Annotated in this window: 13 protein-coding genes and 1 pseudogene; 12 read left to right on the forward strand and 2 right to left on the reverse strand. The window is 39.3% G+C overall.

Annotated features, from left to right (window positions below; translation table 11 throughout):
- Window positions 1-3: 3 nt before the first annotated feature.
- From nadD to H7U19_RS08065, 5 genes are all read left to right on the forward strand, one after another.
- Window positions 4-582: a nicotinate (nicotinamide) nucleotide adenylyltransferase gene (gene nadD / locus H7U19_RS08045; RefSeq protein ID WP_186561091.1), complete on the forward strand. Its 579-nt coding sequence runs from the start codon at window positions 4-6 to the stop codon at window positions 580-582.
- Window positions 583-684: 102 nt separating this feature from the next.
- Window positions 685-5,121 (forward strand): chemotaxis protein CheB, encoded by a 4,437-nt coding sequence (locus H7U19_RS08050; protein WP_186561093.1) that lies wholly within the window; start codon window positions 685-687, stop codon window positions 5,119-5,121.
- A gap of 471 nt (window positions 5,122-5,592) precedes the next feature.
- Entirely contained in the window at window positions 5,593-6,171 is a 579-nt protein-coding gene (locus H7U19_RS08055) for a hypothetical protein (RefSeq protein ID WP_186561101.1), read from the forward strand.
- Between the two features lie 3 nt (window positions 6,172-6,174).
- Window positions 6,175-6,708, forward strand: a complete 534-nt coding sequence (locus H7U19_RS08060) for a phage tail protein (RefSeq protein WP_186561103.1) — start codon at window positions 6,175-6,177, stop codon at window positions 6,706-6,708.
- 60 nt (window positions 6,709-6,768) lie between these two features.
- A complete protein-coding gene (locus H7U19_RS08065) occupies window positions 6,769-7,302 on the forward strand; it encodes a phage tail protein (RefSeq protein WP_186561105.1) in 534 nt (177 codons plus the stop codon).
- Here the strand turns inward: H7U19_RS08065 and H7U19_RS08070 are convergent.
- Window positions 7,299-8,309, reverse strand: a complete 1,011-nt coding sequence (locus H7U19_RS08070; protein WP_186561107.1) for an SAM-dependent methyltransferase — start codon at window positions 8,307-8,309, stop codon at window positions 7,299-7,301. The two genes, H7U19_RS08065 and H7U19_RS08070, sit on opposite strands and share 4 nt — an antisense overlap.
- 118 nt (window positions 8,310-8,427) lie before the next feature.
- On the opposite strand from H7U19_RS08070, the gene H7U19_RS08075 reads away from it, so the two are divergent.
- The 7 genes and pseudogenes from H7U19_RS08075 (at window position 8,428) to H7U19_RS08100 (ending at window position 20,257) form a co-directional block, all read left to right on the forward strand.
- Entirely contained in the window at window positions 8,428-14,328 is a 5,901-nt protein-coding gene (locus tag H7U19_RS08075; RefSeq protein ID WP_186561114.1) for an HYR domain-containing protein, read from the forward strand.
- A gap of 18 nt (window positions 14,329-14,346) precedes the next feature.
- Window positions 14,347-14,544 (forward strand): PID-CTERM protein-sorting domain-containing protein, encoded by a 198-nt coding sequence (locus H7U19_RS08080; protein ID WP_186561116.1) that lies wholly within the window; start codon window positions 14,347-14,349, stop codon window positions 14,542-14,544.
- 604 nt (window positions 14,545-15,148) lie between these two features.
- Window positions 15,149-16,846, forward strand: a pseudogene (locus H7U19_RS17080) (hypothetical protein); the annotation flags it as partial.
- A gap of 297 nt (window positions 16,847-17,143) precedes the next feature.
- Entirely contained in the window at window positions 17,144-19,060 is a 1,917-nt protein-coding gene (locus H7U19_RS17065) for a T9SS type A sorting domain-containing protein (RefSeq protein ID WP_425489555.1), read from the forward strand.
- Between the two features lie 18 nt (window positions 19,061-19,078).
- The gene (locus H7U19_RS08090) at window positions 19,079-19,279 is read left to right on the forward strand and encodes a PID-CTERM protein-sorting domain-containing protein (RefSeq protein ID WP_186561126.1); all 201 of its coding nucleotides are present in this window, start codon (window positions 19,079-19,081) and stop codon (window positions 19,277-19,279) included.
- Window positions 19,276-19,872: an archaeosortase/exosortase family protein gene (locus H7U19_RS08095; RefSeq protein WP_186561128.1), complete on the forward strand. Its 597-nt coding sequence runs from the start codon at window positions 19,276-19,278 to the stop codon at window positions 19,870-19,872. The genes H7U19_RS08090 and H7U19_RS08095 overlap by 4 nt, the downstream gene beginning before the upstream one ends.
- A complete protein-coding gene (locus tag H7U19_RS08100; RefSeq protein ID WP_186561130.1) occupies window positions 19,850-20,257 on the forward strand; it encodes a hypothetical protein in 408 nt (135 codons plus the stop codon). Before H7U19_RS08095 ends, H7U19_RS08100 begins: the two co-directional genes overlap by 23 nt.
- A 7-nt stretch (window positions 20,258-20,264) precedes the next feature.
- On the opposite strand, the gene H7U19_RS08105 is transcribed toward H7U19_RS08100, so the two are convergent.
- Window positions 20,265-23,558, reverse strand: coding sequence for a VCBS repeat-containing protein (locus tag H7U19_RS08105; protein WP_186561138.1), 3,294 nt, complete (start codon window positions 23,556-23,558; stop codon window positions 20,265-20,267).
- Window positions 23,559-23,609 lie beyond the last annotated feature (51 nt).

Consider the following 23,609-nt stretch of genomic DNA (forward strand, 5'->3'; position numbering starts at 1 on the left):
TTTATGAAAGTTGGGCTCTATTTCGGTTCATTTAACCCCATCCATATTGGTCATTTGGTAATTGCCAATCATTTTGCGGAATATAGCGATTTGGATCAGGTTTGGTTTGTGGTGACGCCCCATAATCCTTTTAAAAAGAAAAGTTCGCTATTGGACAATTATCAGCGCTTGGAAATGGTATATCGAGCCACTGAGGATTACACAAAACTCAAGCCTTGTGATATTGAATTTGGCTTACCTCAACCGAATTACACCGTTAATACGCTAGCGCATCTGCAGGAAAAATATCCCGATATGGAATTTGCCCTAATTATGGGAAGCGACAATCTAAAGAGTTTCCATAAATGGAAAAATTATGAGGTGATTTTGGAAAACCACCACATTTATGTCTATCCAAGAATTTATAAGGACGACGATGGTACTCAATTTGACGACCACGAAAAAATCCATGTCATCCATGCCCCAATCATGGAACTGTCTTCTACCTTTATTAGAAAATCAATAAAATCGGGGAAAAACGTACATCCAATGTTGCCACAAAAAGTATGGCAGTATTTGGACGAGATGAATTTTTACAAATAGCAATTTTTGGCTCTTACTAAATAAATTTCTGATTTTTTATGACAGAAGTCAGATTTTATTTCAAAAATTCATTATTTTAGAGACTTACGACATAATCCTTCGATGAAGAATAAAAAAACCAACTTGTATGTTGTTGGTATTGGTGCTTCAGCTGGCGGTTTGGATGCTATACAAACCCTTTTTGATCACGTCCCCGACAACACTGGTATGGCGTTTATAATAATTCAGCATCTCTCACCTGATTTTAAAAGCTTAATGCCAGAATTGCTAAGTAAGCACACTAGCATGCCGATTTACACTGCTGAGGACAAGCAGGTAATTAAACCCAACTCTATTTACTTAAATCAGAGAAACAAAAACCTCCACATTAAGAGGGATAAACTCTATTTATTAGACAAAGGGCCCAAACACAATTTAAATTTGCCCATTGACATCTTTTTCCACACTTTGGGAGAAGAGTACAAGGAACGCGCCATTGGGGTGATACTTTCCGGAACTGGATCGGACGGCTCCAGGGGTATAAAAACCATAAAGGAAGGTGGTGGTACCATTATAGTGCAGGAACCAGTATCTGCCCAGTTTGACGGCATGCCTAATTCGGCTATTTTGACCAACATGGTGGATTATGTTTTGGATACCAAAAAGATTGCCGAGTTTTTTCATAAACAACCCCTTAATAGGCAATTGATTACGGAGGACTTCCATGAGGACAAATCCAACGAGTCCATTGTTAACGATATCCTTACCATTGTTTATAAATACTCAGGAATAGATTTTAGGGAATATAAAAAGAATACACTTTTAAGGCGACTTCAAAAGCGTATGAACATCAATAATATTGAGCATCTTTTTGATTATGCTACTTTTTTATCCAGTAACAAAGATGAAAAAAAGGCTTTGAAGGAAGATTTCCTGATTGGGGTAACCCGTTTTTTTAGAGATACTGAGGCCTTTGAAAAGCTGAAAAATGAGGTCATCCCCAAAGTCTGTAAATCCAAAGAAGAGCAGGAAACCATACGCGTTTGGATTGCGGGATGTTCTACTGGCGAGGAAGTATATTCTATTGCCATCCTGTTGGATGATTATATAAATACTCACAAGCTCAATATAGATTTTAAAATTTTTGCTACCGATATTGATGCAAAAGCATTGCCTATTGCAGGAACGGGCACTTACCCTATCAATATTGTCAACGAAATTGAAAAACCGTATTTAGACCACTATTTCGTAAAAACGGGGGATCGAATTCAAATTATTAAAAGGGTACGGGAAAAAATAGTGTTCTCCAATCATAACTTAATAAAGGATCCTCCATTTATTCGGATGGATCTCATTTCATGTAGAAACCTTTTGATCTATCTGGACAATGGAATCCAAAAGAAAGTGATGCAGAACTTTCAGTTTGCCTTAAATAAGCACGCCTACCTGTTCTTAGGAAATAGTGAATCCTTGGGCGAAAGCATAAAATACTTTAAGCCTGTTGATGTAAAATGGAAGATTTTCCAAAATATTTCAGACGTAAAGCAGATACCGTCACAAAGTAACGCCAGGGAGCGCATCAATACATTAAGTTATAAAACACCTACTTCGCCTGTATTCACGCCAAAGTATGCGGCCATCAGGGAAAACCCCGATTCGGTTTTTCATAAATACCTAAGTAAAAAGTTCAGCCCTTCATCGATTTTTATAGATGATAATTTTAATATCCTATTTATTAACGGGGACGCCGGTAAAAAACTTTCGTTTGGCGAAGGGGTATTTCAAAGTAATCTGTTGAAATCGGTAACACCTGAAATTGCCGCTACTATAAGAACGGGCATCAGAAGGCTAAATTCCGAAGAGAAAGATGTGATAGTAAAGGGTGTGGCGTATCAAAAAGACAAATCGAGTTTAAAATTTGACCTTACATTTCATAAACCTGAGGACACCGACAATTTTCAGGATTGCTACCTCATTGAATTTAGCGAAGATAAAGATGTAAAGGAAAACGATCCGTTGATTATCAAAAATATCGCCATTGACGAGCTCTCCAATCAGCGTATGGAAGACCTTGAGAACGAGCTTAAAGTAGTACGGACAGAGCTTCAAAATGCTATTGAGGAGCTGGAAACAAGCAACGAGGAACTGCAATCCTCCAATGAGGAACTGATGGCGTCAAACGAGGAATTACAGAGTACGAACGAGGAATTGCAATCGGTAAACGAAGAGCTTTACACCGTTAATTCCGAAATGCAGGAAAAAAACAAGGAACTAACCAATTTGAGCAACGATGTTACCAATCTTTTGGATAATACCGAAATTGCCACCTTGTTTTTGGATACCGATTTGCGCATCAGGAAATTCACCCCCGCCCTAAAAGATGTATTTAACCTCCAGGAAAGTGACCTCGGGCGGACCATATCCAGCTTTACATCAAATTTTGATGAGGACATTCGGGCATCAATCATTGAAGACTCCAAATTGGTGTTGGAGAAGTTAATTACCGTAGAAAAACAGGTTCAGGATAGAGACCACAATTTCTATTTAAAACGCATTAGCCCATTTATTACAGCAAATAAAGCGATAAATGGCGTGGTAATCACTTTTGATAACATCAACAAGCTAAAAGATGCTGAAAAAGATCTGGCCCAGAAAGACAATGAGTACCATAAACTATTTGAACACCTAAATGAAGGTTTTATTCATGCCAAAATCATAACCGATAAAACTGGCGAACCCGTTGATTGGGAATATATTGATGTAAACCCGGCCTACGAAAAAATTACGGGTTTGAAAGCCGATGAAATAATTGGCAGGCGAATCTCGGAATTTTTACCAAACTTAAAGGATGACCCCAACAATTGGATAAAAAGCTATGGAGAAACGGCCTTGACAGGAAAAGACCAAACCATTGAGGGCTATGTAGAACCATTGGGCAAATATTTTTATGTCAATACGTTCTGCCCCAGGAAGGGAGAATTTGCAGGCACCATTTCAGATTTTACCGACCTTAAGAAGAACCAAGAAGACCTTAAAAGAAGTAAGGATGAACTGCAACGAGTTCAGGAAATCACCAAAGTTGGAAGCTGGTATTTGGATTTAGATACCAACCAAGTTAGATGGACCAAACAACTGTATGACATCTACAATTCCGATTCTTCACTGCCTCCACCGCCCTACACCGAACATATGAAACTATTTGATGAAGAAAGTTGGAACAGGCTTTCCGAAGCGGTCGAAAAAACACGTACCACTGGAGAACCATATGACTTGGAACTCAAAATGATAAAGGAAAATGGTGATTTTGGTTGGCTTTTAGCGCATGGTGAAGCTGTACGAAATAAAGAAGGAGACATCATTGCTCTAAGAGGTGCAGCACAGGAAATTACCCAACAAAAGCTTAACGAAGAAGAGCTTATCAATGCAAAGAAAATTGCCGAGGCGGCCAACATTCATAAAAACTACTTTTTGGCCAACATGAGCCATGAAATCCGAACCCCTATGAACGGCGTCCTAGGCTTTTCTGAACTGCTCAAAAACGACAATTTATCTAAAAAAGACAGATTGAAATATCTGGAAATTATAGACAATAATTCCAAACAACTGCTTAACCTGATTGACGATATCATCGATGTTTCAAAAATAGAATCGAATGAAATTAAGATGGTCTACAAGGAATGTCACATTGCTAATTTGATCAACAATCTGGAAATCACATACAATCAATTAAAATTGGTCAAGCAGAAAAGCCATATTACCTTTAAGTCCTTTGTACCTGAAGAACATAATGATTTGGTGATTGTTACCGATGCACAACGTTTACAGCAAGTCATTTCCAATCTGTTGAACAACGCCCTAAAGTTCTCGGATGTGGGCGAAATATCATTTGGGTTTGATGTGGAAAACGACTATCTGAAATTCTTTGTAAAAGATGAGGGCATCGGCATTCATAAAAGCAAGCAGGTCGAAATATTTGAGCGCTTCAAACAGATAAATTATGAAAACAATGCTAAATACGGTGGCACTGGCCTTGGACTAGCCATTTGCAAAGGCATAATCACTATTTTGGGCGGATATATCGAAGTATCCTCTGAGCTGGGAAAAGGCACACAATTTGAATTTACCATACCATTAAAGTTGACCCAACTAAAAAAGGAGAGTAGGCAACCCGAAACGACGAATAGGGTAAGCTTTTTGAAGGATAGGACTATTTTAATTGCCGAGGACGACTCGCTAATTCAATTGTTGTTCAAGGTAGTTTTGAAAAATACTGGAGCCAATATTCTCTTTGCAAACACAGGAAAAATGGCTGTAAACACTTATAAAAGTAACCCAGATGTAGACGTCATTCTATTGGACATCCGAATGCCCGAAATGAACGGTATCGACGCCATGGAACAGATCCTGAAAATCAATCCCGATGCCAAAATCATTATGCAAACGGCCTATGCCATGCCAGACGAACGGGAAAAATGCTTCAATAAAGGCTGTGTGGGCTTCCTTTCAAAGCCTGTGATTAAAGAAGAACTTTTTGAGACTTTGGATAAATGGATAGACTGAAAAAAGCTGCTGTTATCTTTTGAGTTTTAAAGAGGTTATTCGCTCAATCCTATGTTTAGCGTTTTTGTCCTTTTTAAATCCACTCTTTACCTAATTATTACTATTTCAATTTGTTATGAACTGTACCCCGCTTTTCATAGGTATTATATTCATTTTAAGTTTATCACTTTTACCCCTTTATAGGTCGAAATTCGTGTTTTAACGAAAAATTAAGAAAAAGAATGGAATTGTCTTAAAATGCCATTATTTTAGAAAGCTATTAACATTTTAAAATACTTCATTTTAGGTAATAGGAGAATATATAAAATCGGTATTTTAAGATTAAATATTCTTTCCCCCAAATCCTTATTTGCTAATAGTCATTCACCTACACTGGTATATTGCAATTGTAGATGCGTAATCATGCCTTAATGTTTTAAAGTTAGTGCTAAGCATAAAACCAATTATGGTAAACCTAAAAATATCAGTATTATGATAAATAAATTATCCCGACGGCTGTTTTTACGCAATACGGCCATGGCGACTACCGGTATGGCCATTGTTTCTGCTTCCTCAGGGTTACATGCCCTATCGAATGCAGAAAGCCCTTTCGAAGGTTACAACCCTTATACCGAGTGTAAGACAGACCTCCGCACTTCTTTTTTAACTGAAAAATCTATTTCGGTGGAAGGCACTCTCTATAATTCGAGTGGAAACTTACCAATTTCGAATGCAAAAATTGAAGTTTGGCATCTATCACCTGGCTCTACTAAATATAGACATCGTGGTAAAATGTACACAGATAGTAACGGGCGCTATAAGTTTATCAGTGATTGGCCTAATCGCGAACCGGGTAAACTACACCGTATTTATTTTAAAGTATCTAAAAAAGAAACTGAATTTTTTACAGAACTCCTCTTTAATAATTTTGGAGCTCATATTTCATCTAAACATTGGGAAAGCCAAAATGTTTTAGGGGAAACCAAGCTATTTCCTAAAATGAATACAGGATTAAATACATCTAAAATAGAATTCAATTTATCACTAAATACTAACCAACTAAAATTTTAAATTATGGAACCATTTATAGGGCAAATTATTATGTTTGGAGGCAACTTTGCCCCAAGAGGTTGGGCATTTTGCGATGGCACATTATTACCAATAAGCCAAAATACCGCTTTGTTTTCTATTCTAGGTACGATTTATGGGGGTGACGGAAGAACAACCTTTGGACTACCTGATTTAAGAGGGCGCGTTGCTGTGCATGCAGGTAATGGTCCTGGCTTAACAGATAGACGTCTTGGGCAAAAAGGCGGCTCAGAAACCAATACGCTAACCAGCAGCAATTTGCCTGCAATACCACTTAAGGTAAGTTCTGCTGATGCCACTCAAAGCACAGCAACCAATGGCGCTAGTATTGCAACACCAGGAAAATTGGATGGTAGGTCGTTTGATCCTTCCAATGGATTTAATACGGCTACACCAGATGTAACACTTAACAGTGCGTCTGTTCAAGGAGGTTCAAGTACACCTATAAATAATATGCAACCATTTCAAGTAGTTAATTACATTATTGCTTTGACAGGAATTTTTCCTTCCAGGAGTTAATAAGACAGTCCATAATAAAAACTATAGAACACAACTTTTTAACCAAACAAGAAAAACACCATGGAACCATTTATAGGACAAATTATAATGTTTGGAGGCAACTTTGCGCCAAGGGGTTGGGCGCTTTGCGATGGCCAGTTATTGGCTATCTCTAGCAATCAGGCTTTGTTTTCAATTTTAGGCACAACCTACGGAGGTGATGGAAGAACAACCTTCGCGCTACCTGATTTAAGAGGACGCGTTGCCGTGCATGATGGAGCTGGCCCGGGCCTATCTCCCAAAACCCTTGGGCAAAAAGGTGGCTCAGAAACCAATACACTAAACAATAGCAACTTACCTGCAATACCACTTAAGGTAAGTTCTGCTGATGCCACGCAAAGCGCAGCAACCAATGGCGCAAGTATTGCAACACCAGGAAAATTGGATGGCAGGTCGTTTGATCCTTCCAACGGATTTAATACAGCAACACCAGATATAACGCTTAATAGCGCTTCTGTTCAAGGAGGTTCAAGTGTGCCTGTAAACAACATGCAACCATATCAAGTTGTTAATTATATTATTGCTTTACAAGGTGTTTTTCCTTCGAGGAGCTAAATAGCTGTTAAACAATACCACTTTGGAATACCCTTGGTGGTATAGGCTAAAACATAAAACTGTCCCTTTACATTATATAGGGAAGTTACGCAAAATGGATTACTAATCAATGATTGGCTTTTTTTCAAACATTGATTGTCAAATATCTTGATTTCAGCATAGATGCAGATATCAGGAGTGTCAATAAAATTACTTGGCACATCAATTAGAACAGAAGTATATTCAAATTCTTTTTGATTTTGAATGTCCTTTGAAATACTAAAAAGTAGTTGCTTGTCTCTTGATAAAAAAGGAGGTTCAAGTTCCAAAACGTTCTTATAAATATCGAAATAAGGTTCTTTTGAATAAAAAGAATGCTCTGTGTATATATCTATGGATTCAGGTATAAAAACACCATTATCTATTAGTTGTGGCGCCAAATTTTGAGTGATTCTTACTTGGGGCTCTTTGGTTAGGGCTTTATCCATGGTTTCGCTTAGCACGATATGTAGAGGCAGTTCTGGAGGGTGTGCATAATGTATGGCATCTTCAAGGCGTATTGATCTAAAAAACGCTTTTGCACCTAAAGCATTTATTAAAGCTGAAACTGAATTAATGGAAGTCTCATTAATATCTAATAAGGTTATGGATACTTGCTCTGGTTTAAACAAGCAAAGCATTGGCATAATAATAGGCGCTGCAGGACCGCAACCGGCATAAACAAGTTCTATTTTTTCGTTTGGAAAACGATTAAAAGATTCAAGCAATGCTTGATATGCTGATTTGATAAATCGAACCGTTCGAAGGGGATCCTTAAGACAATCTAAAGCATGTTGTGATGATAGCGCAATGCCACCATCTAAATGCGTGGGGGCTGTATCGCCATAAGAATTTGAGTTTATCACAGATTCTAATAGCTCTTGGTATAACGAGGCCAAAGCATTTGCATTGGCTACCTCCTCTTTTTCTGTAACCGAGTTAAGAAGTACCTGGGTAATAGGTTTAAAAGAAGAATAAGTTGCTAACATTCTGAAGATTTGAAATGAATACGATAAAAACCGAATAACTAAATTAATGTTTCTTTTAAAAACAGAAGCAAAACCATAAAAGCTAAATATTTGACCATAATATAAATAAACTATCAAAATGAAAAATTTCTACACATTATTAACCATCTTAGTAGTAGCTCTTTTGCCTTTAAGTACTATTTACGCCCAAGGCACTGAAGATTTTGAATCCGAAACGATAGGGGCAACTACATTTACTGAAAATGGTCAGGCATTTACTATTACAAATGGGCCTGGAGAAACCTCTTATGATATTGAGTCTGTTTCTGGAGCAGGTTGGAATGGAACCTCAGCCGATGATCAGTTTATTGATAATTCAGATGGCGGACCAACTCAAAATGATGGAACTTCATTTACTATTACAACAACGGATGGGGCAGATATAAGCATAAAAAGTCTTTATATATTTATTTCTACCAGATCATTACAAAACCCCAGTACTACACTCACCATTACTGGTAAAAAAAATGGGGGGACAGTATATACCATAATAAAAAATTCCGGGTTTTCAGATGTGCAGACCCTGACTCCAAATAATGGATATACGTTTATCGATTTTTCTACTGAAGGGGGTGCTGATAATTCAGGTACGGAGGTAGATGAGCTCATATTTTCTGCAACAGGAAATGGAGACTATATTGCTTTGGATAATTTGGAATTCGGTTTTGAGACCGCGGAAACGGATCCGGCAGAAGTACTATCAATAGCTGTTGTTGGTGCGCCAGTAAGTACAGCTACTTCTGTAGACTTCCTAGTGACTTTTAGCGAGGATGCCTTAAATGTTACGGCGGATGATTTTGTATTGGATGCTGTTGGAACCTCAGGAACAATAAGCGGTATTAGCGGTTCAGGCGCTAGCTATACAGTAACGGTGAGTTCAATATCCGGAGAGGGCACCATAAGCATAGACCTTGGAACCAATGACATTACCGATCTTTTGGCCAATGGCCCATCTCCCGCTTTTACTGCTGGTGAAACACATACAGTATCCCGATGTTTTCAAGAAACCTTTGAAAACTTTACGGCAGGCGATTTTGCATTCACAAGTAATGGTGTAGGCTTTACCACTGGTACGGCTAATTTTGATGTGCAAAACCTCGGCAATTCTGGAGCAGGTAGCTCAGACCAATTCTTATCGAACGATGCTGATACGGGAACTGGCAAAATATATTCCATAACAACACCGGGTACCGAACTTTTCAATGTAGAGGGTGTGGAAGTTTATCTATCTTCATTAGCCAATGCCGCAATGCCTACCAATGACGGTTCCATTATTTTACGAGGAAAGTTGTCTGGCTCTACCTTATACACCATTACCAAAAACTCAGGTTTTCCAACTAGTGCTGCAGTAAACCAAGGGTTTACGCTCATTGATTTTGAAACTGCTGGAACTTCCGATCATAGTCTAACCAACATCGATGAATTGGAAATAGAGATAGGAGGCGCTTTTGTATTTATTGGCTTGGACAACTTTGAACATTGTGAGGAAGTATCCTCAGTAGCACCTCCTATTGTACAATCTATTAAATTGGTGGGTAATCCACTAGCTGATGCAGCATCGGTTGATTTTGAAGTCATCTTCAATGAAGATGCCGTAAATGTAAGTGTCGATGATTTTTTCCTTACCACAACAGGAACAGCAGTAGGAACCATTGCCTCTATTTCAGGCTCCGGAAACTCCTATGTGATTACTGTAAATGCAATTTCAGGAGAAGGCAGTATTCGTCTAGACCTTAACCCAGGCACAAACATAGAAGACACAGATGGCAACTCGCCACCGGATCCGTTTACTATGGGACAAGTACACCTAGTTACTGATTGTAATGTGGAGACTTTTGAATCCTTAAATGAAGGCGAATTTTCTTGGACTACAGATATTCATCCATTTAGCACGGGGTCTGCAAACTTAAGTGGCGTTAAGTTTACTGGCGCTGGAGGCGGAGGATCAGATCGTTTTTTAGATAATGGTAATGACCAAGGAACAGGTAAAGTCTATTCTATAGCAATTACCGACACCAATGTCATGTTTATGAATTCTATGGAGTTCTTTGTTTCTTCCATTGCAAATGGAACAATGCCAACTGACGATGGTAGCTTGACCATAGTTGGTAAATTGGACGGCGGAGTCGAGTTCACCGTAGTGAAGTCTTCCGGGTTCCCTACTTCTTTTGGAGCAACACAAGGCTTTTTTACATTGGATTTCGCGACAGAAGGCGGTACAGATAATACGGCCATAATAGTTGATGAACTGGAGATTACCTTAGGAGGTTCATTTCAGTATATAGCCATTGACAACTTTAAATTTTGTGATGTATGCGATCAACCGGTTGCAGATGACCCTGCAGATGTCTTTATCTGTGGAGGTAGCTATACCTTGCCCCCATTAACCAATGGAAATTATTATACCGGCCCAGGCGGTACAGGAACACTTTTAAATGCGGGTGAAGTTATTACCACTGATACGACCTTATATGTTTTTGCAGCTGCCACAGCTCCCTGTACAGATGTAGACAACGAATTCACAGTTACTGTTGAAGATAAGGAAGACCCTATGATTACCTGCCCCTCAGATATTGTAGTGAATAGCGCCCCTGGAGAATGTGGTGCTTTGGTTACTTTTACCGATCCCACAGTGACGGATAATTGCGGGACTCTCCCAGAATTTATTATCAATGGAGGTTTTGAAACTGGAGACTTTAGTGGTTGGACCGTCATGAATTCTGGATCTGGAAATTATGCTTTAAACGATGGAACTTTTGATCCAGGAGGACCTGGAATTGCTTTGCCTCCTTTAGCAGGAAGTTTTGATATAGTTTCTAACCAAGGTGGCCCGGGCCTTCATTTGGTTTCTCAGCTCATTATGGTACCTACAGGTATAACTCAGGCGAATATCAGTTGGTTGGACAGGATAAGAAATTATGCTAGCACCGGTTTTTCTGATCCAAATCAAGAGTTCCGAGTGATGCTCTTAGATGCAGCCATGACACCAATTCAGGAGATATTCTCCACAAATCCTGGCGACCCAAACACTCAATTGGGGCCAAATGCAAGAAATTTTGACGTTACTGCATTGTTGCAGTCTCTTGAAGGAACACAGGTCTATTTGAGCCTTGAGGAACAGGACGATCAGGGCTTCTTTAATGTTTCTTTAGACAATATCAGTTTTGTTATTAATTCTGGAGGCGGCGCTGTAACAGTAAACCAAACCGCAGGCCTTCCAAGCGGAAGCATCTTTCCGTTGGGAACAACAACCAATACATTTGTAGCCACTGATGCATCTGGAAATACGGCCACATGTAGTTTTGACGTCATCGTAAATGATAACATTAACCCTACAATTACTTGTCCTGCAGATATTGTTGTGGATGCCGATCCTGGAACATGTGGTGCTACTGGGATTTATTTAGGAGTCCCAGAGGTAACGGATAATTGTGAGGCAACAGGAAACGCCATAGATTTTGATGGCTTGGACCATGGATTGACTATTCCAGATATTACCCCGGATTTATTAGCAACTGGAATGTTTACCATAAGCGGTTGGATTTATCCGCGCTTAGAGAATCAAGATTTCCCCGATATTCAAGAAATTAAAGATTTGTTCAAATTAAACACTTGGCTACATCTTGCCATTACTTTTGATGGTGCAGCGGTGAAAGGCTATCTTGACGGTAAACTTATCGCCACGACACCTGCTACCGCAGCCGAAATTCTTGGGCTTATTGCGGCTAATCAAGATCTTGACATTGGAACCCTAATTGGACCATTTATCCCTGTTTCTTTAGGCGGTAAATTGGACGAAGTCCGCATTTGGAATGTTGCTCGAACACAAGCAGAGCTTCAGGCCAATATGTGTAAGGAAATTTCAGCGCAACCAGGATTGATTGCACTGTACCATTTTAATCAAGGTGTTGCCGGAGGAGATAATACAGGATTAACTACAGTTATCGATGATTCTGGAAACGGTTACGATTTAACCTTGCATAATTTCGCTTTAATGGGGCCAACATCTAATTGGGTTGAAGGAAAAACATTTACTGGTGTTACCATAACCAATGATGCGCCCGCTCTTTATGTCCCTGTAGTTTATGATGTGGAGGGTGTACCCATTACTTGGACTGGAACAAACACGGCGGTTTACCCCATAGGAGAAACCATGGTAACATGGACGGCAACAGACGCCTCTGGAAACACAGCCACTTGTATGCAAAAAGTAACCGTTGGAAGCGGTCCAGCCACTTGGTCTGGAGCTATTGATTCTGATTGGACCAGCTCGGGCAACTGGGTAGGCGGAGTATCACCTGGATTATCATTGTCATCTGATGTGACTATACCTAATGGTGCGCCAAATTATCCTGTTTTATCCTTAGGACAGGATTTGACCATAAATGATTGTGCATCCCTAACCGTTGAAAGTGCCGCCTCGTTAACTGTTAATCCCAACGTTGTGGTTACTAATTTAGGTACCGTTACAAATGATGGTGATTTTACATTTGAATCAGACAATACAGGGTCTGCCTATATAGGCTCAGGAAGTGGTGCGTTTAATGGCGATTTTACCGCTGAACGTTTTATTCCGGCCAACAGGGCATTTAGATTATTAAGTACTTCAGTAACTACAAGTGATTTTATATCAAACAACTGGCAACAGGGTACACATATTACAGGATCTACCACTGGAGCTAATGGTTTTGATGCCACGGTAACAGGTAATCCATCAATGTTCACCTTTGATAACCTAGGACAAACTTGGGATCCTATCCCTAATACTGATGCTACAAATTTAATCAATGGTACGCCATATCGTTTATTGGTAAGAGGGGATAGAACTGTGGATATAGACACGAATGACCCACCACCAACGCCAACAACACTAGTTGCCAAAGGCTCATTGGATGCAGAAAACGTTGCTCCTGGAGCAATGGCTTTAAATCCAAATGCTGGACTGTTCAGTTTTGTTGGCAATCCTTTCCAAGCGCAAATGGATATGGCAACAACGTTAGGTTTCCCTGCCACTAATACAAATTTGAATCCAATATTTTATTGGGTTTACGATCCAAACTTAGGAATAAGAGGTGCTTATTCTACTGTTGTATTGCCTTCTAATACGTCAACGGCTGGTTCCGTTGCTGACAAATATTTGCAAGCAGGCCAGGCTTGTTTTGTACAGACCGTGGCTGATGGTGCCAGTTCAATTACTTTTACGCAGAACAACAAATACACCTCCTCTCCAGAGACCAATGTATTTAAGAGTGGCTCTAGTAAAGCTACAGCAAGCACTGGACAGCTAAGCTTAAACTTATTCGAGGCTAGTGCGTTTGCAAATAATGATACCGCGGCAGATGGAATTTTAATCTTCTTTGATGACAACGGCAATAATGCAGTAGATTTTCTGGATGCGCCAAAGTTCCCGAACTTGGACGAGACCTTTGGAACTTACACAGATGGCACCTTCCTTTCTGTAGAAAACAGAGCAACACCTACGGAGTTTGATGAAATACAATTGCAAATTTATCAATATCGCAGTACTAACTATGTTATGGTCGTGAACGCGACCGACTTGCAGGGAGGTATCCCGTACCTGTTAGATACCTTTACTGGCATATCCACCGAGGTTCCGCAAAATGGAACGATAGCCTATACCTTCAATGTAAATGCTAATAATGCCGGATCCGTTTCAGCAAACAGATTTAAAATTGTATTTTCGGCGACGACCTTGTCAACCGAAAATGGAGAGCTTTCTAAATTATTGTTATACCCCAACCCGGCTAGCGAAGGCTTTGTTAACTTAAGTATTCCACAGGGCATGGATGATTTGGAACTAACAATATACAACACCCTAGGCGCAGAGCTATTACACATGAAAAACTTCATGTCGAACAAGGTGACCATTGCCACTAGTTTTGCCAAACAACAAGGTGTTTACTTTGTAAAACTGGCCTCAAACGGCAATACCATAACGAAAAAATTAATAATAGAATAACCATTAAAAATGAACACCATGAAAAACACAAAAAAAATGTTCTCGAAAACAACTATTGCGTTTATCGCTTTGGCTTTAATAGCCACAACAAACTTGATGGCACAGCCAGGTTTTAATGACAATGTTAAAGACGTACCTTTGGATGGCGGGCTAGTTGCTTTGTTAATTGGAGCTGCCGCCTTTGGCGTTAAAAAATTACGTGATAGCAGAAAATGATAGACTTCAGGAAGTTAAAAAATGACATTCCATGAACAAATAAGGCTTTTCCCTCGAAAAGCCTTATTGTTTTATAAACTCTGTCTAGTTTTACAAGGGGTACATTCACATTAAAGACCCACTCAGATCTCATTGATAAACAATTATACTTGAAGTTCTTTCCTGTTTGCCTTCGCGCTAATTTCAGAAAACACATCGCCTTCCGTTTTTTTATACAACTAGTTTTTACTACTTCTCAATTCGATCAAATTTTGTAAGAACGGTTCATAATGGTTTTCTTACCTCTTATCGAAAAAAATTACTCATCCCCAAAAATTTGTTCAAATTTAGACTTCCTACTGGTTTAATACTTTATTGATGTATTATTCAGTAACTCAACCAAAGCTACACTAAATAATCCCTTCGTTTTTATACATATAGGTTTTTAGAATTTATCCTACACTGTTTTTGGTTAATGAGCTATTAATAAAAACAACCAATTATGAAAGAAATTCTACTCTCACTTAGGCGCAAGTGTCTCGGTGTCACAAACAAAAACTCAAAATGTTTTAACCTAAAATTTTTAATCCCAGTATTGCTATTTGCATTCTGTATGTTATCAACGATGGAAGTGCAAGCCTCCCACTTTAGAGGGGGTACCCTCTCATGGTCTCAAGCTGGGGGAAACAGCATTACTTTTACTTCTAATACGCAATGGAGAAGGTCTTTTTGGGGTGCTCCTACAGTAGGACAGACACTTAATTTGGGATCAATGAATTTTGGCGATGGCCAAACTATTACTCTAACTGCAACAGTAACCGGTGTGGATGCGGTAAATGATATTTTGTTCATGTCATGGGTTTATACTAAAACCTATGCCACCGCCGGTAATTATGAGGTATCAGCATATAATAGTTGCTGTCGAACAAGTGACCTTGAAGATGGTAATAATGACCAAGGTTATTCTTTAAAAGCCACAGTAAATGTGGGCGGTACCTTTAATAATCCTCCAGTAGCTAGTTTACCACAGGTAGTAAATCTGCCGATTGGCGTTTCAAACGCTACGTTTTCAATCCCAGCAGTCGACCCCGAAGGGGATGCCATTTCTTACAGATTGGCCACGGGCGCAGAATCTGGACTAGTTACCATACAACCTGCTGGGTCTTCATTGAGTTCTGACGGGGTGTTTACCATGGATACTTCCGCACGTACAGAAGGACAAACTTTTTCTGTGGTATTTATGGTAGAGGATGCAGAGTCAAAAGTTCCCGTAGACATCAAGTTGGTAATGGTGGGCGCTTCATCCCCACCTGTTTTTGTTGCGCCAACCCCAGCAGAAGCAACTGTTTTTTCTGTAACACCACCAGGAAATACGGTGAGTTTTACAGTAGCTGCTACGGATCCAGATGCTGGTCAAAGCACTACACTGAATTCTATTGCCTTGCCTGTCGGGGCAACTATGACTCCTGTATTACCAGTAACAAGTGCAGTAGATGGTACTGCGACTTCCGTATTTAGCTGGACACCGTCAGCCGCCCAGGCAGGCCAAGTTGTTCTTATCAATTTTGTGGCACAGGACGACACGGGAATACAAGCTACGAGAAGTATATCAATTAATGTTCTCTGTGCCTTGGAAGCAACCATATCCAATGCCACAGACCCAAGTGCTCCAGGAGCTGATGATGGATCAATTTCAGTCAATATTCAGAATGAATCAGGTCCAGGAAATCTTCTTTATTCTTGGCAAGGCCCAGATGGGTTTACTTCATCATCAAAAGATATATCTGATTTAGCACCAGGTACTTATAACCTCATTGTAAATGATACGGATACTGGATGTTTAGCAACTGTTTCTCATACTTTAGCTACACCTAGTCAAGGGCCAACCATTGTCTGTCCCTCAGACATCCTTGTAGATAATGATCCTGGAATATGTGGTGCGACGGGTGTTAACTTAGGAATTCCAATGGTAACGGCTGGCCCTCCAGCATTAGGAAATGCCATAGATTTTGACGGCTTGGACCATGGCTTGACCATACCCGATTTTACTTCTGATTTATTAGCCACTGGAACAGCAACTATAAGTGCTTGGATTTATCCAAGACTAGCAAACGATGACTTCCCGGATATTGATGTGATTCAAAACACTTTTAAATTAAACACTTGGCAACATCTAGCCATAACTTTTGATGGTGCTACGGTTAAGGTTTACCATAATGGCCTTCTTATTGCTTCAACACCGGCTTCTGCAACCGATATACTTGGCCTGATTTCCACTGATAACTTAGGACAAACAATTGCTGATCATATCCCTGTTTCTCTTGGCGGTAAATTGGACGAAGTTCGCGTTTGGAGCATTGCCCGTACGCAAGAAGAGATTCAAGCAGATATGAATAAGGAAATTTCAGCCCAATCTGGATTGATTGCACTATACCATTTTAATCAGGGCATTGCTGGGGGTGATAATACTGGACTAACTACAGTTATTGATGATTCTGGCAATGGTTACGATATGACATTGCACAATTTTAACTTAAACGGCCCAACTTCCAATTGGGTTGAGGGAAAAACGTTTTATGGAGTTACCTTAACTAACGATGCTCCTACTGACTATGCTCCTATGGTTTACGACCTAGGAGATATCAGTATAACTTGGACCGGAACAAATAAGGCAGTATATCCTTTAGGTGAAACTATCGTTACTTGGACCGCCGAAGATTGCTTTGGAAACTCCGTAAGCTGTACGCAATCGGTTTTTGTTGATTTAAACGAAATAACTGGAGTAGTTTGGACTGGAGCAATCAATACCGACTGGACAAACACCGGAAACTGGCTAGGTGGTTTTGACCCGGGTCTTTCACTATCAGCAACCATAGCAACCATCCCAACCGGAGCACCAAACTATCCTGTTTTAACAACGGGACAAGACTTAACGATTAATGAATGTTCTCAGGTAATTATTGATAATGGAGCATCCGTAGATTTTAATCCCAATGTCGTTTTAATCAATAATGGAGTAGTCGATAATAGTGGTGAACTTACAATGCAATCGGATCCAAGTGGTTCGGCCTATATTGGCCCAAGCTCCGGAACATTTATTGGAGACGCTACTATTGAACGATTTATCCCACCAAACAGGGCGTTTAGATTATTAAGTAGTCCGGTTACAACTACAGATTTTATATCGAATAACTGGCAACAGAACACCCATATTACGGGTTCTACAGTAGGAGCCAACGGTTTTGATGCTACTGTAACTGGAAACCCATCTATGTTTACCTTTGATAACCTTGGGCAAGCTTGGAACCCCATTCCAAATACCGATGCCACCAATTTAGTAAATGGGATACCCCATCGTTTAATGGTAAGAGGCGACAGGACTGTTGATATAGGTACAAACGATCCACCACCAACACCAACAACTTTAGTCGCCAAAGGGTCATTGGATGCTGAGAACAGTGCTCCTGGACCATTGGCATTAAATCCAAATGCAGGACTGTTCAACTTTGTTGGCAACCCGTTCCAAGCTCAAATGGACATGGAATCTACTTTGGGCAATGCACTTACAAATACCAATTTGAACCCAGCATTCTATTGGGTATATGATCCTAACCTGGGAATAAGAGGAGCTTATTCTACCGTTGTTTTGGCTACAAATACTTCTACTGCCGGTTCGGCAGCCGACAAATATTTGCAGGCTGGCCAGGCATGCTTTGTCCAGACAATAGCTAACGGTGCAAGTTCTATTACGTTTACCCAGGACAATAAACATGTATCGACTCCCGAAACCAATGTGTTTAAGAGCGGTTCAGGCAAGTCCAAGTCTAGTAATAATAGTCAACTAAGCTTGAATCTATATGAGTCTATGGATTTTGCGAACAATGATTCCGCAACGGATGGAATTCTGGTCTTCTTTGACGACAATGGAAATAATGGGGTTGATCTCCGCGACGCGCCAAAATTTACTAATTTAGATGAAACCTTTGGGACTTATACCGATGGAACTTTCCTCGCGGTTGAGACTAGATCTACACCAAGCGAGCTTGACGAAATCCAATTGCAAATTGATCAATACAGGAGTACCAGCTATGTTATTGTTGCGAATGCCACAGGTCTAAAGGGTAGCACACCGTATTTATTGGATACCTCAACCAATGAATTTACTGAGGTTCCTCAGAGCGGAGAGGTAGCATATGCTTTCAACGTAAATCCTAACGACACCGAATCAGTTTCAGAAAATAGATTTAAAATTGTATTCGCAGCAACCTCATTGTCAACGGAAGATCAGGAACTGTCCAAATTGCTTTTATATCCAAATCCGGCTAGCGAGGGCTTTGTTAATTTGAGCATTCCGCAAGGCATGGACGATCTGGAAATGACGGTTTACAATACACTTGGCGCCCGAATATTGCACATACAAGACTTTAACTCGAAAAAGGTAACTATTGCCACTAGTTTTGCCAAACAACAAGGTGTTTACTTTGTAAAACTGGCTTCAAAAGGCAATACCATAACGAAAAAATTAATAATAGAATAACAATTAAAAATGAACACCATGAAAAACACAAAAAAAATGATCTCAAAAACAACAGTTGCAATGTTCGTAATTTTTGCTTTATTTGCAACAACCAATTTGATGGCACAGCCAGGTTTTAATGACAATGTTAAAGACGTACCTTTAGATGGCGGGCTAGTTGCTTTATTAATTGGAGCGGCCGCCTTTGGCGTTAAAAAATTACGCGATAGCAGAAAATGATAGACTTCAGGAAGTTAAAAAATGACATTCCATTACCAATAAGGCTTTTTTTAGGAAAAGCCTTATTGTTTTTTATAGTCTGGAAAGTTATTTACAGCTTTTTCCTGTATGATTCAAAAGTTTTAGACCATCCCCTTACCGCCCATGTTGGAAAGGCTTCGGCCAAATTCCTGAACAATTTTACTTCAATGTCAGGCTTTGTGGCCATAAATGAGTTGTCTACAAAAATATTAGACGGAGAATATGTAACGTATCAGGCCTCGTCTATTTACCATTATGAAAAAAGAGTTTTAAATATTGCCGACGCCTGTAACGGACTTGAGCTAATGGTACTCTATATTGGCTTTATTATTTGTATGCCATCAGGCATCTGGCGCAAAATTCGCTACATAATTATTGGTCTTATTTTAATTGATATAATTAATATTCTGCGGTGTGCCGGATTGATTTATCTCGGAGAATACTACGACGCCTATTTTGATTTCGCACATCACTATTTGTTTAAAATAACGGTTTATGCAACTACGTTTGTGATGTGGATTGTATTTGCCCGTAAAATCCGCATAAAAAATGAACCTGTACCAGTCAGATAAAGTTCGCTTTATTTCAGGACTTATTATAATTCTCATTATATATACTTTGCATTATGTGTACCTGGCTGAAAATCCAGATATGATTTCGGTGCCAAAATACATCCTTCACCTAGCGAGGTTTGCGGTTACTATGGCTGTTTATTTCGTGGGCACTTTTCATCTGGGAAAGTTAAAAGACACCTGGATGTCCACCATTTGGCATATGGTTCATATTTCGGGTCTATGCATCATTGCAGGCCTAGGAGGGTTTAATTGGCTGATCTCTGATATTTCTATTTACCTGAAGGATTTCACTAATTCTGTTCAAGAAATATTAATTTCTCCTGTTTTATACATTGCCATGGGTATCCTCAATAGGACATTGAATAAAAAGACTTCTGACTAACTTGGAATTATTGGTTTATTCTTAAAAACCTAAGCTCTTCTCCGGCAACTAGCAAAACTAAATATTGTTTTCCTCCTATAGTTATTTTTGAAGTTTGCTTGACTTCAGCATTGGAAATTGAAGAATGCAATACTTCAAACGACCCTTGTTCCTCAGATGCCTTTAGAATAAAACCCTTTGAGCCATCATAACGGATGGTTTCAACCTCAGCGTCATACAATGTACCAATACCTAAAACTTCAAGTATTCCGTCACCGTTTGCATCCAAAAATTCAAAATCCAGTACTGGCCCAAATTGTGATACATTGGGCAGTCGTTGAAATTCTAAACCTGCTTTTCCCTTATTCATAATAAAATAGGAGCTAAAAGTACTGGCACTTAAATGCAAGGCCCCATCGATAGCATCCTGTCCATAAATTTCGGAGATACTGGAATTGGCAAAGCCCTTATAAGTTGCTATTTTATCCTTCAAAAATGGTGTTTGTTCAGTGGAACATTCCTTACCCCTAATGGGAAACAAATTGCCGTTATAGGCCTTGGTCAGCGCAAAATCATAACTATTGTTGTCATCAAAATAATTGGCGTAAATATGTAGGGGTGAATCTTCAGTGGGATGGAATTTATTGTTTTCTCCAATATTGCCTACAAAATAATCATCATCGCCATCGGCATCAAAATCTATCGCTTTGATACATTGAAACCAACCTGTCTTGTTATCCGAGCGCAACTCTTTTTTAGAATAAAGTCCATTTTCGTTTTCAAAAAGGGTTAAGGACATCCATTCTCCAACAACTATTAAATCGGCATCTCCATCCATATCATAATCCGAAAACATGGCGTCATTTACCATTCCAATATGTTTTAGGCCTTTAGCCTTTTTGTCCGTAACATTTATAAAGGTTCCGTTTTTGTTTTCCAACAAAAATGAATCTGGAGCCTGAGGGTATTTCGCTGGTACCACCCGACCGCCGACAAACACATCCAAATCACCGTCCTTATCAAAATCAACGGTGGCGATAGCTTTGGTAACATTTAACAGTCTTGGAAGACGGCCTCTTGAAAAAATACCGTGGCCATTATTAAGGTACAATCGGTCTTGAAGCAATTTGTTATTTTCTGTTAGACTATAATTTCCCGAAGCCACGTACAAATCCAAATCTCCATCGTTGTCGCAGTCAAAAAACTTTGCATTGTTATCATTATAGATTTTATCCTTTTGGAAGACGGGCTGATTTGTTAAGGAAAATATTCCCGAAGATTCTTGAAGATAAAGTTGGGCAGGAAACCCCGAGGTGTTTCCAACAAAAATATCATCCAAACCATCGTTATTTACGTCGGCCACAGCTAACGCATTGTCAATTGTGGACTGCTTTTGAGGTAATAATACCTGCATGTTGAAATCGTTAAACTTAACTTTTTCATGTTTATATTTAATACCAAAATCAGATGACGGTATTTCTTCAAAACCAGGTGATTTTTGACTCATTGGTACATTTGTTTCTTGAGGATTGTTGTAAGATATTTGAAGATGTTGGTTTGCCCGAATATCTTTTATCAACTCAACTTTACCATCAGGCCAAACCACCTTTAGACTATCTGCCTTATTATTCTCACCCAATCCAAAATTCAAATCATACGTCACGGATGATTGGTAGCCTCTTGCAGGATTTACTGTTTTCGTCTGTTGCAAACTCTCAGCAAATAAAAACCCTCTTGTTCCAATGGCTTTTTTATTCTGTTTGGGTCCAACAAAACTTAATTTTAGGTAGTTCGCTTTGCTATTATTTCTATAAACATAGGCCTTATCCAATTGGTTGTTTAACACCAAATCCAAATCGCCATCATTATCAAAATCCGCATATGCCACGCCATTTGAATTGATATTTGCATCAATGCCGAAATTCTTTGATACATCCTTAAAAGTGTAATCTCGATTATTCAAAAACATGTAATTTGACAATTTTGACGAAGGAATCAATTGCATTGCCAACTCTAAATTTTTCTTTTCATCATGCCGAGATAGGTTTTTGCGCATTTCATGTCTAAAATCCTGATTGGCAATATCCTTTTCGATACCATTGGACACAAACAGATCGTTAAATCCATCATTGTCAAAATCGGCCAAAAGCGCGGCCCAACTCCAATCCGTTTTTGAAATATGAGCGAACTGGCCTATTTCACTAAACGTACCATCACCATTATTCAACTGCAACATATTGGACATGTATTGGTAGTGCCAGCCCCGGTTTACCATTCGGTTAAACTTGGACGTACTCATTGTGGCCATATTCTCCTTGCCACGTTTTCGATCGGCCGCCAGCATATCCAAAACCACCAAATCTGGTAATAAATCGTTATTAATATCAGCAAAATCAGACCCCATACTATTGTTGGAAATATGCTTGAAACGCGCTAGGATTTCATCTGTAAAAGTGCCATCCTGATTATTGATAAATAGAAAATCAGGCTCCAGAAAATCATTGGCCACGTAGATATCCGGCCAACCATCATTGTTAAAATCCCCAACGGATGCACTGAGTCCCCAAGCTTTCTTTTGAATGCCCGCTTCTTTAGAAACATCTACATATTTGCCATTGTCATTTCTAAACAAACGATCCAAATCGTCTTTGGTGAATCGGGTTTGTAGCTGAGGATCAAGTAAGGTTTGTAATTTAGATTCCAAACTGTGGTTGAGCAAATACATGTCCAGGTCGCCATCCTTATCGTAGTCAAAAAAATAGGCTTGGGTGGAAAATCCATTTTCCTTAAGTCCATAGGCAATTGCCTGTTCTTTAAATGTATTATTTTTTTGATTGACGAACAGCTTATTTTGTCGCGCCTTTCTGTTTTGAATGGATGCAGATTTACAAACATAAATATCCAGCCAGCCGTCATTATTTATATCTACAATAGTTACGCCAGTTGACCAACCTTCCTTATCTTCAACTCCGGCGGAATCAGTAATATCCTCAAAAACAAAATTGCCCCTATTTAAATATAATTTATTTGATTTTTGATTTGAAGTAAAATAAATATCCTCAAGTCCGTCATTATTGAAATCACCAACCCCGACACCTCCGCCATTATAAATGTAGCTGTAATTCAAGAAATTGAACTCTGACGTTTCTTCGACTTTATTTTCAAAATGAATATTGGAATGACTTGCTGGAATGTTAGTGAATCGGATATCCTTTCCGTCATCGTAGGGCTTTTTGACCTCATCTGAACAGCCAAAAACACACCATAGGACGAAAACACTTAATCCTATTTTAAAAGCACAAAAACCTCTTCTAAAATCCATTAAACCAAGATAGGGAATTCTGTTGGAATCGCTCAAACAAGCATTCTAGCT

Origin of the sequence: Hyunsoonleella aquatilis, from assembly GCF_014270105.1 — a bacterium.
Lineage (GTDB): Bacteria > Bacteroidota > Bacteroidia > Flavobacteriales > Flavobacteriaceae > Jejuia > Jejuia aquatilis.

Excerpts from the sequence above, each read along its gene's own strand:
- nadD (WP_186561091.1), top strand. The coding sequence starts at position 4 with ATGAAAGTTGGGCTCTATTTCGGTTCATTTAACCCCATCCATATTGGT.
- H7U19_RS08050 (WP_186561093.1), top strand. The coding sequence starts at position 685 with ATGAAGAATAAAAAAACCAACTTGTATGTTGTTGGTATTGGTGCTTCA.
- H7U19_RS08055 (WP_186561101.1), top strand. The coding sequence starts at position 5,593 with ATGATAAATAAATTATCCCGACGGCTGTTTTTACGCAATACGGCCATG.
- H7U19_RS08060 (WP_186561103.1), top strand. The coding sequence starts at position 6,175 with ATGGAACCATTTATAGGGCAAATTATTATGTTTGGAGGCAACTTTGCC.
- H7U19_RS08065 (WP_186561105.1), top strand. The coding sequence starts at position 6,769 with ATGGAACCATTTATAGGACAAATTATAATGTTTGGAGGCAACTTTGCG.
- H7U19_RS08070 (WP_186561107.1), bottom strand. The coding sequence starts at position 8,309 with ATGTTAGCAACTTATTCTTCTTTTAAACCTATTACCCAGGTACTTCTT.
- H7U19_RS08075 (WP_186561114.1), top strand. The coding sequence starts at position 8,428 with ATGAAAAATTTCTACACATTATTAACCATCTTAGTAGTAGCTCTTTTG.
- H7U19_RS08080 (WP_186561116.1), top strand. The coding sequence starts at position 14,347 with ATGAAAAACACAAAAAAAATGTTCTCGAAAACAACTATTGCGTTTATC.
- H7U19_RS17065 (WP_425489555.1), top strand. The coding sequence starts at position 17,144 with ATGGTTTACGACCTAGGAGATATCAGTATAACTTGGACCGGAACAAAT.
- H7U19_RS08090 (WP_186561126.1), top strand. The coding sequence starts at position 19,079 with ATGAAAAACACAAAAAAAATGATCTCAAAAACAACAGTTGCAATGTTC.
- H7U19_RS08095 (WP_186561128.1), top strand. The coding sequence starts at position 19,276 with ATGATAGACTTCAGGAAGTTAAAAAATGACATTCCATTACCAATAAGG.
- H7U19_RS08100 (WP_186561130.1), top strand. The coding sequence starts at position 19,850 with ATGAACCTGTACCAGTCAGATAAAGTTCGCTTTATTTCAGGACTTATT.
- H7U19_RS08105 (WP_186561138.1), bottom strand. The coding sequence starts at position 23,558 with ATGGATTTTAGAAGAGGTTTTTGTGCTTTTAAAATAGGATTAAGTGTT.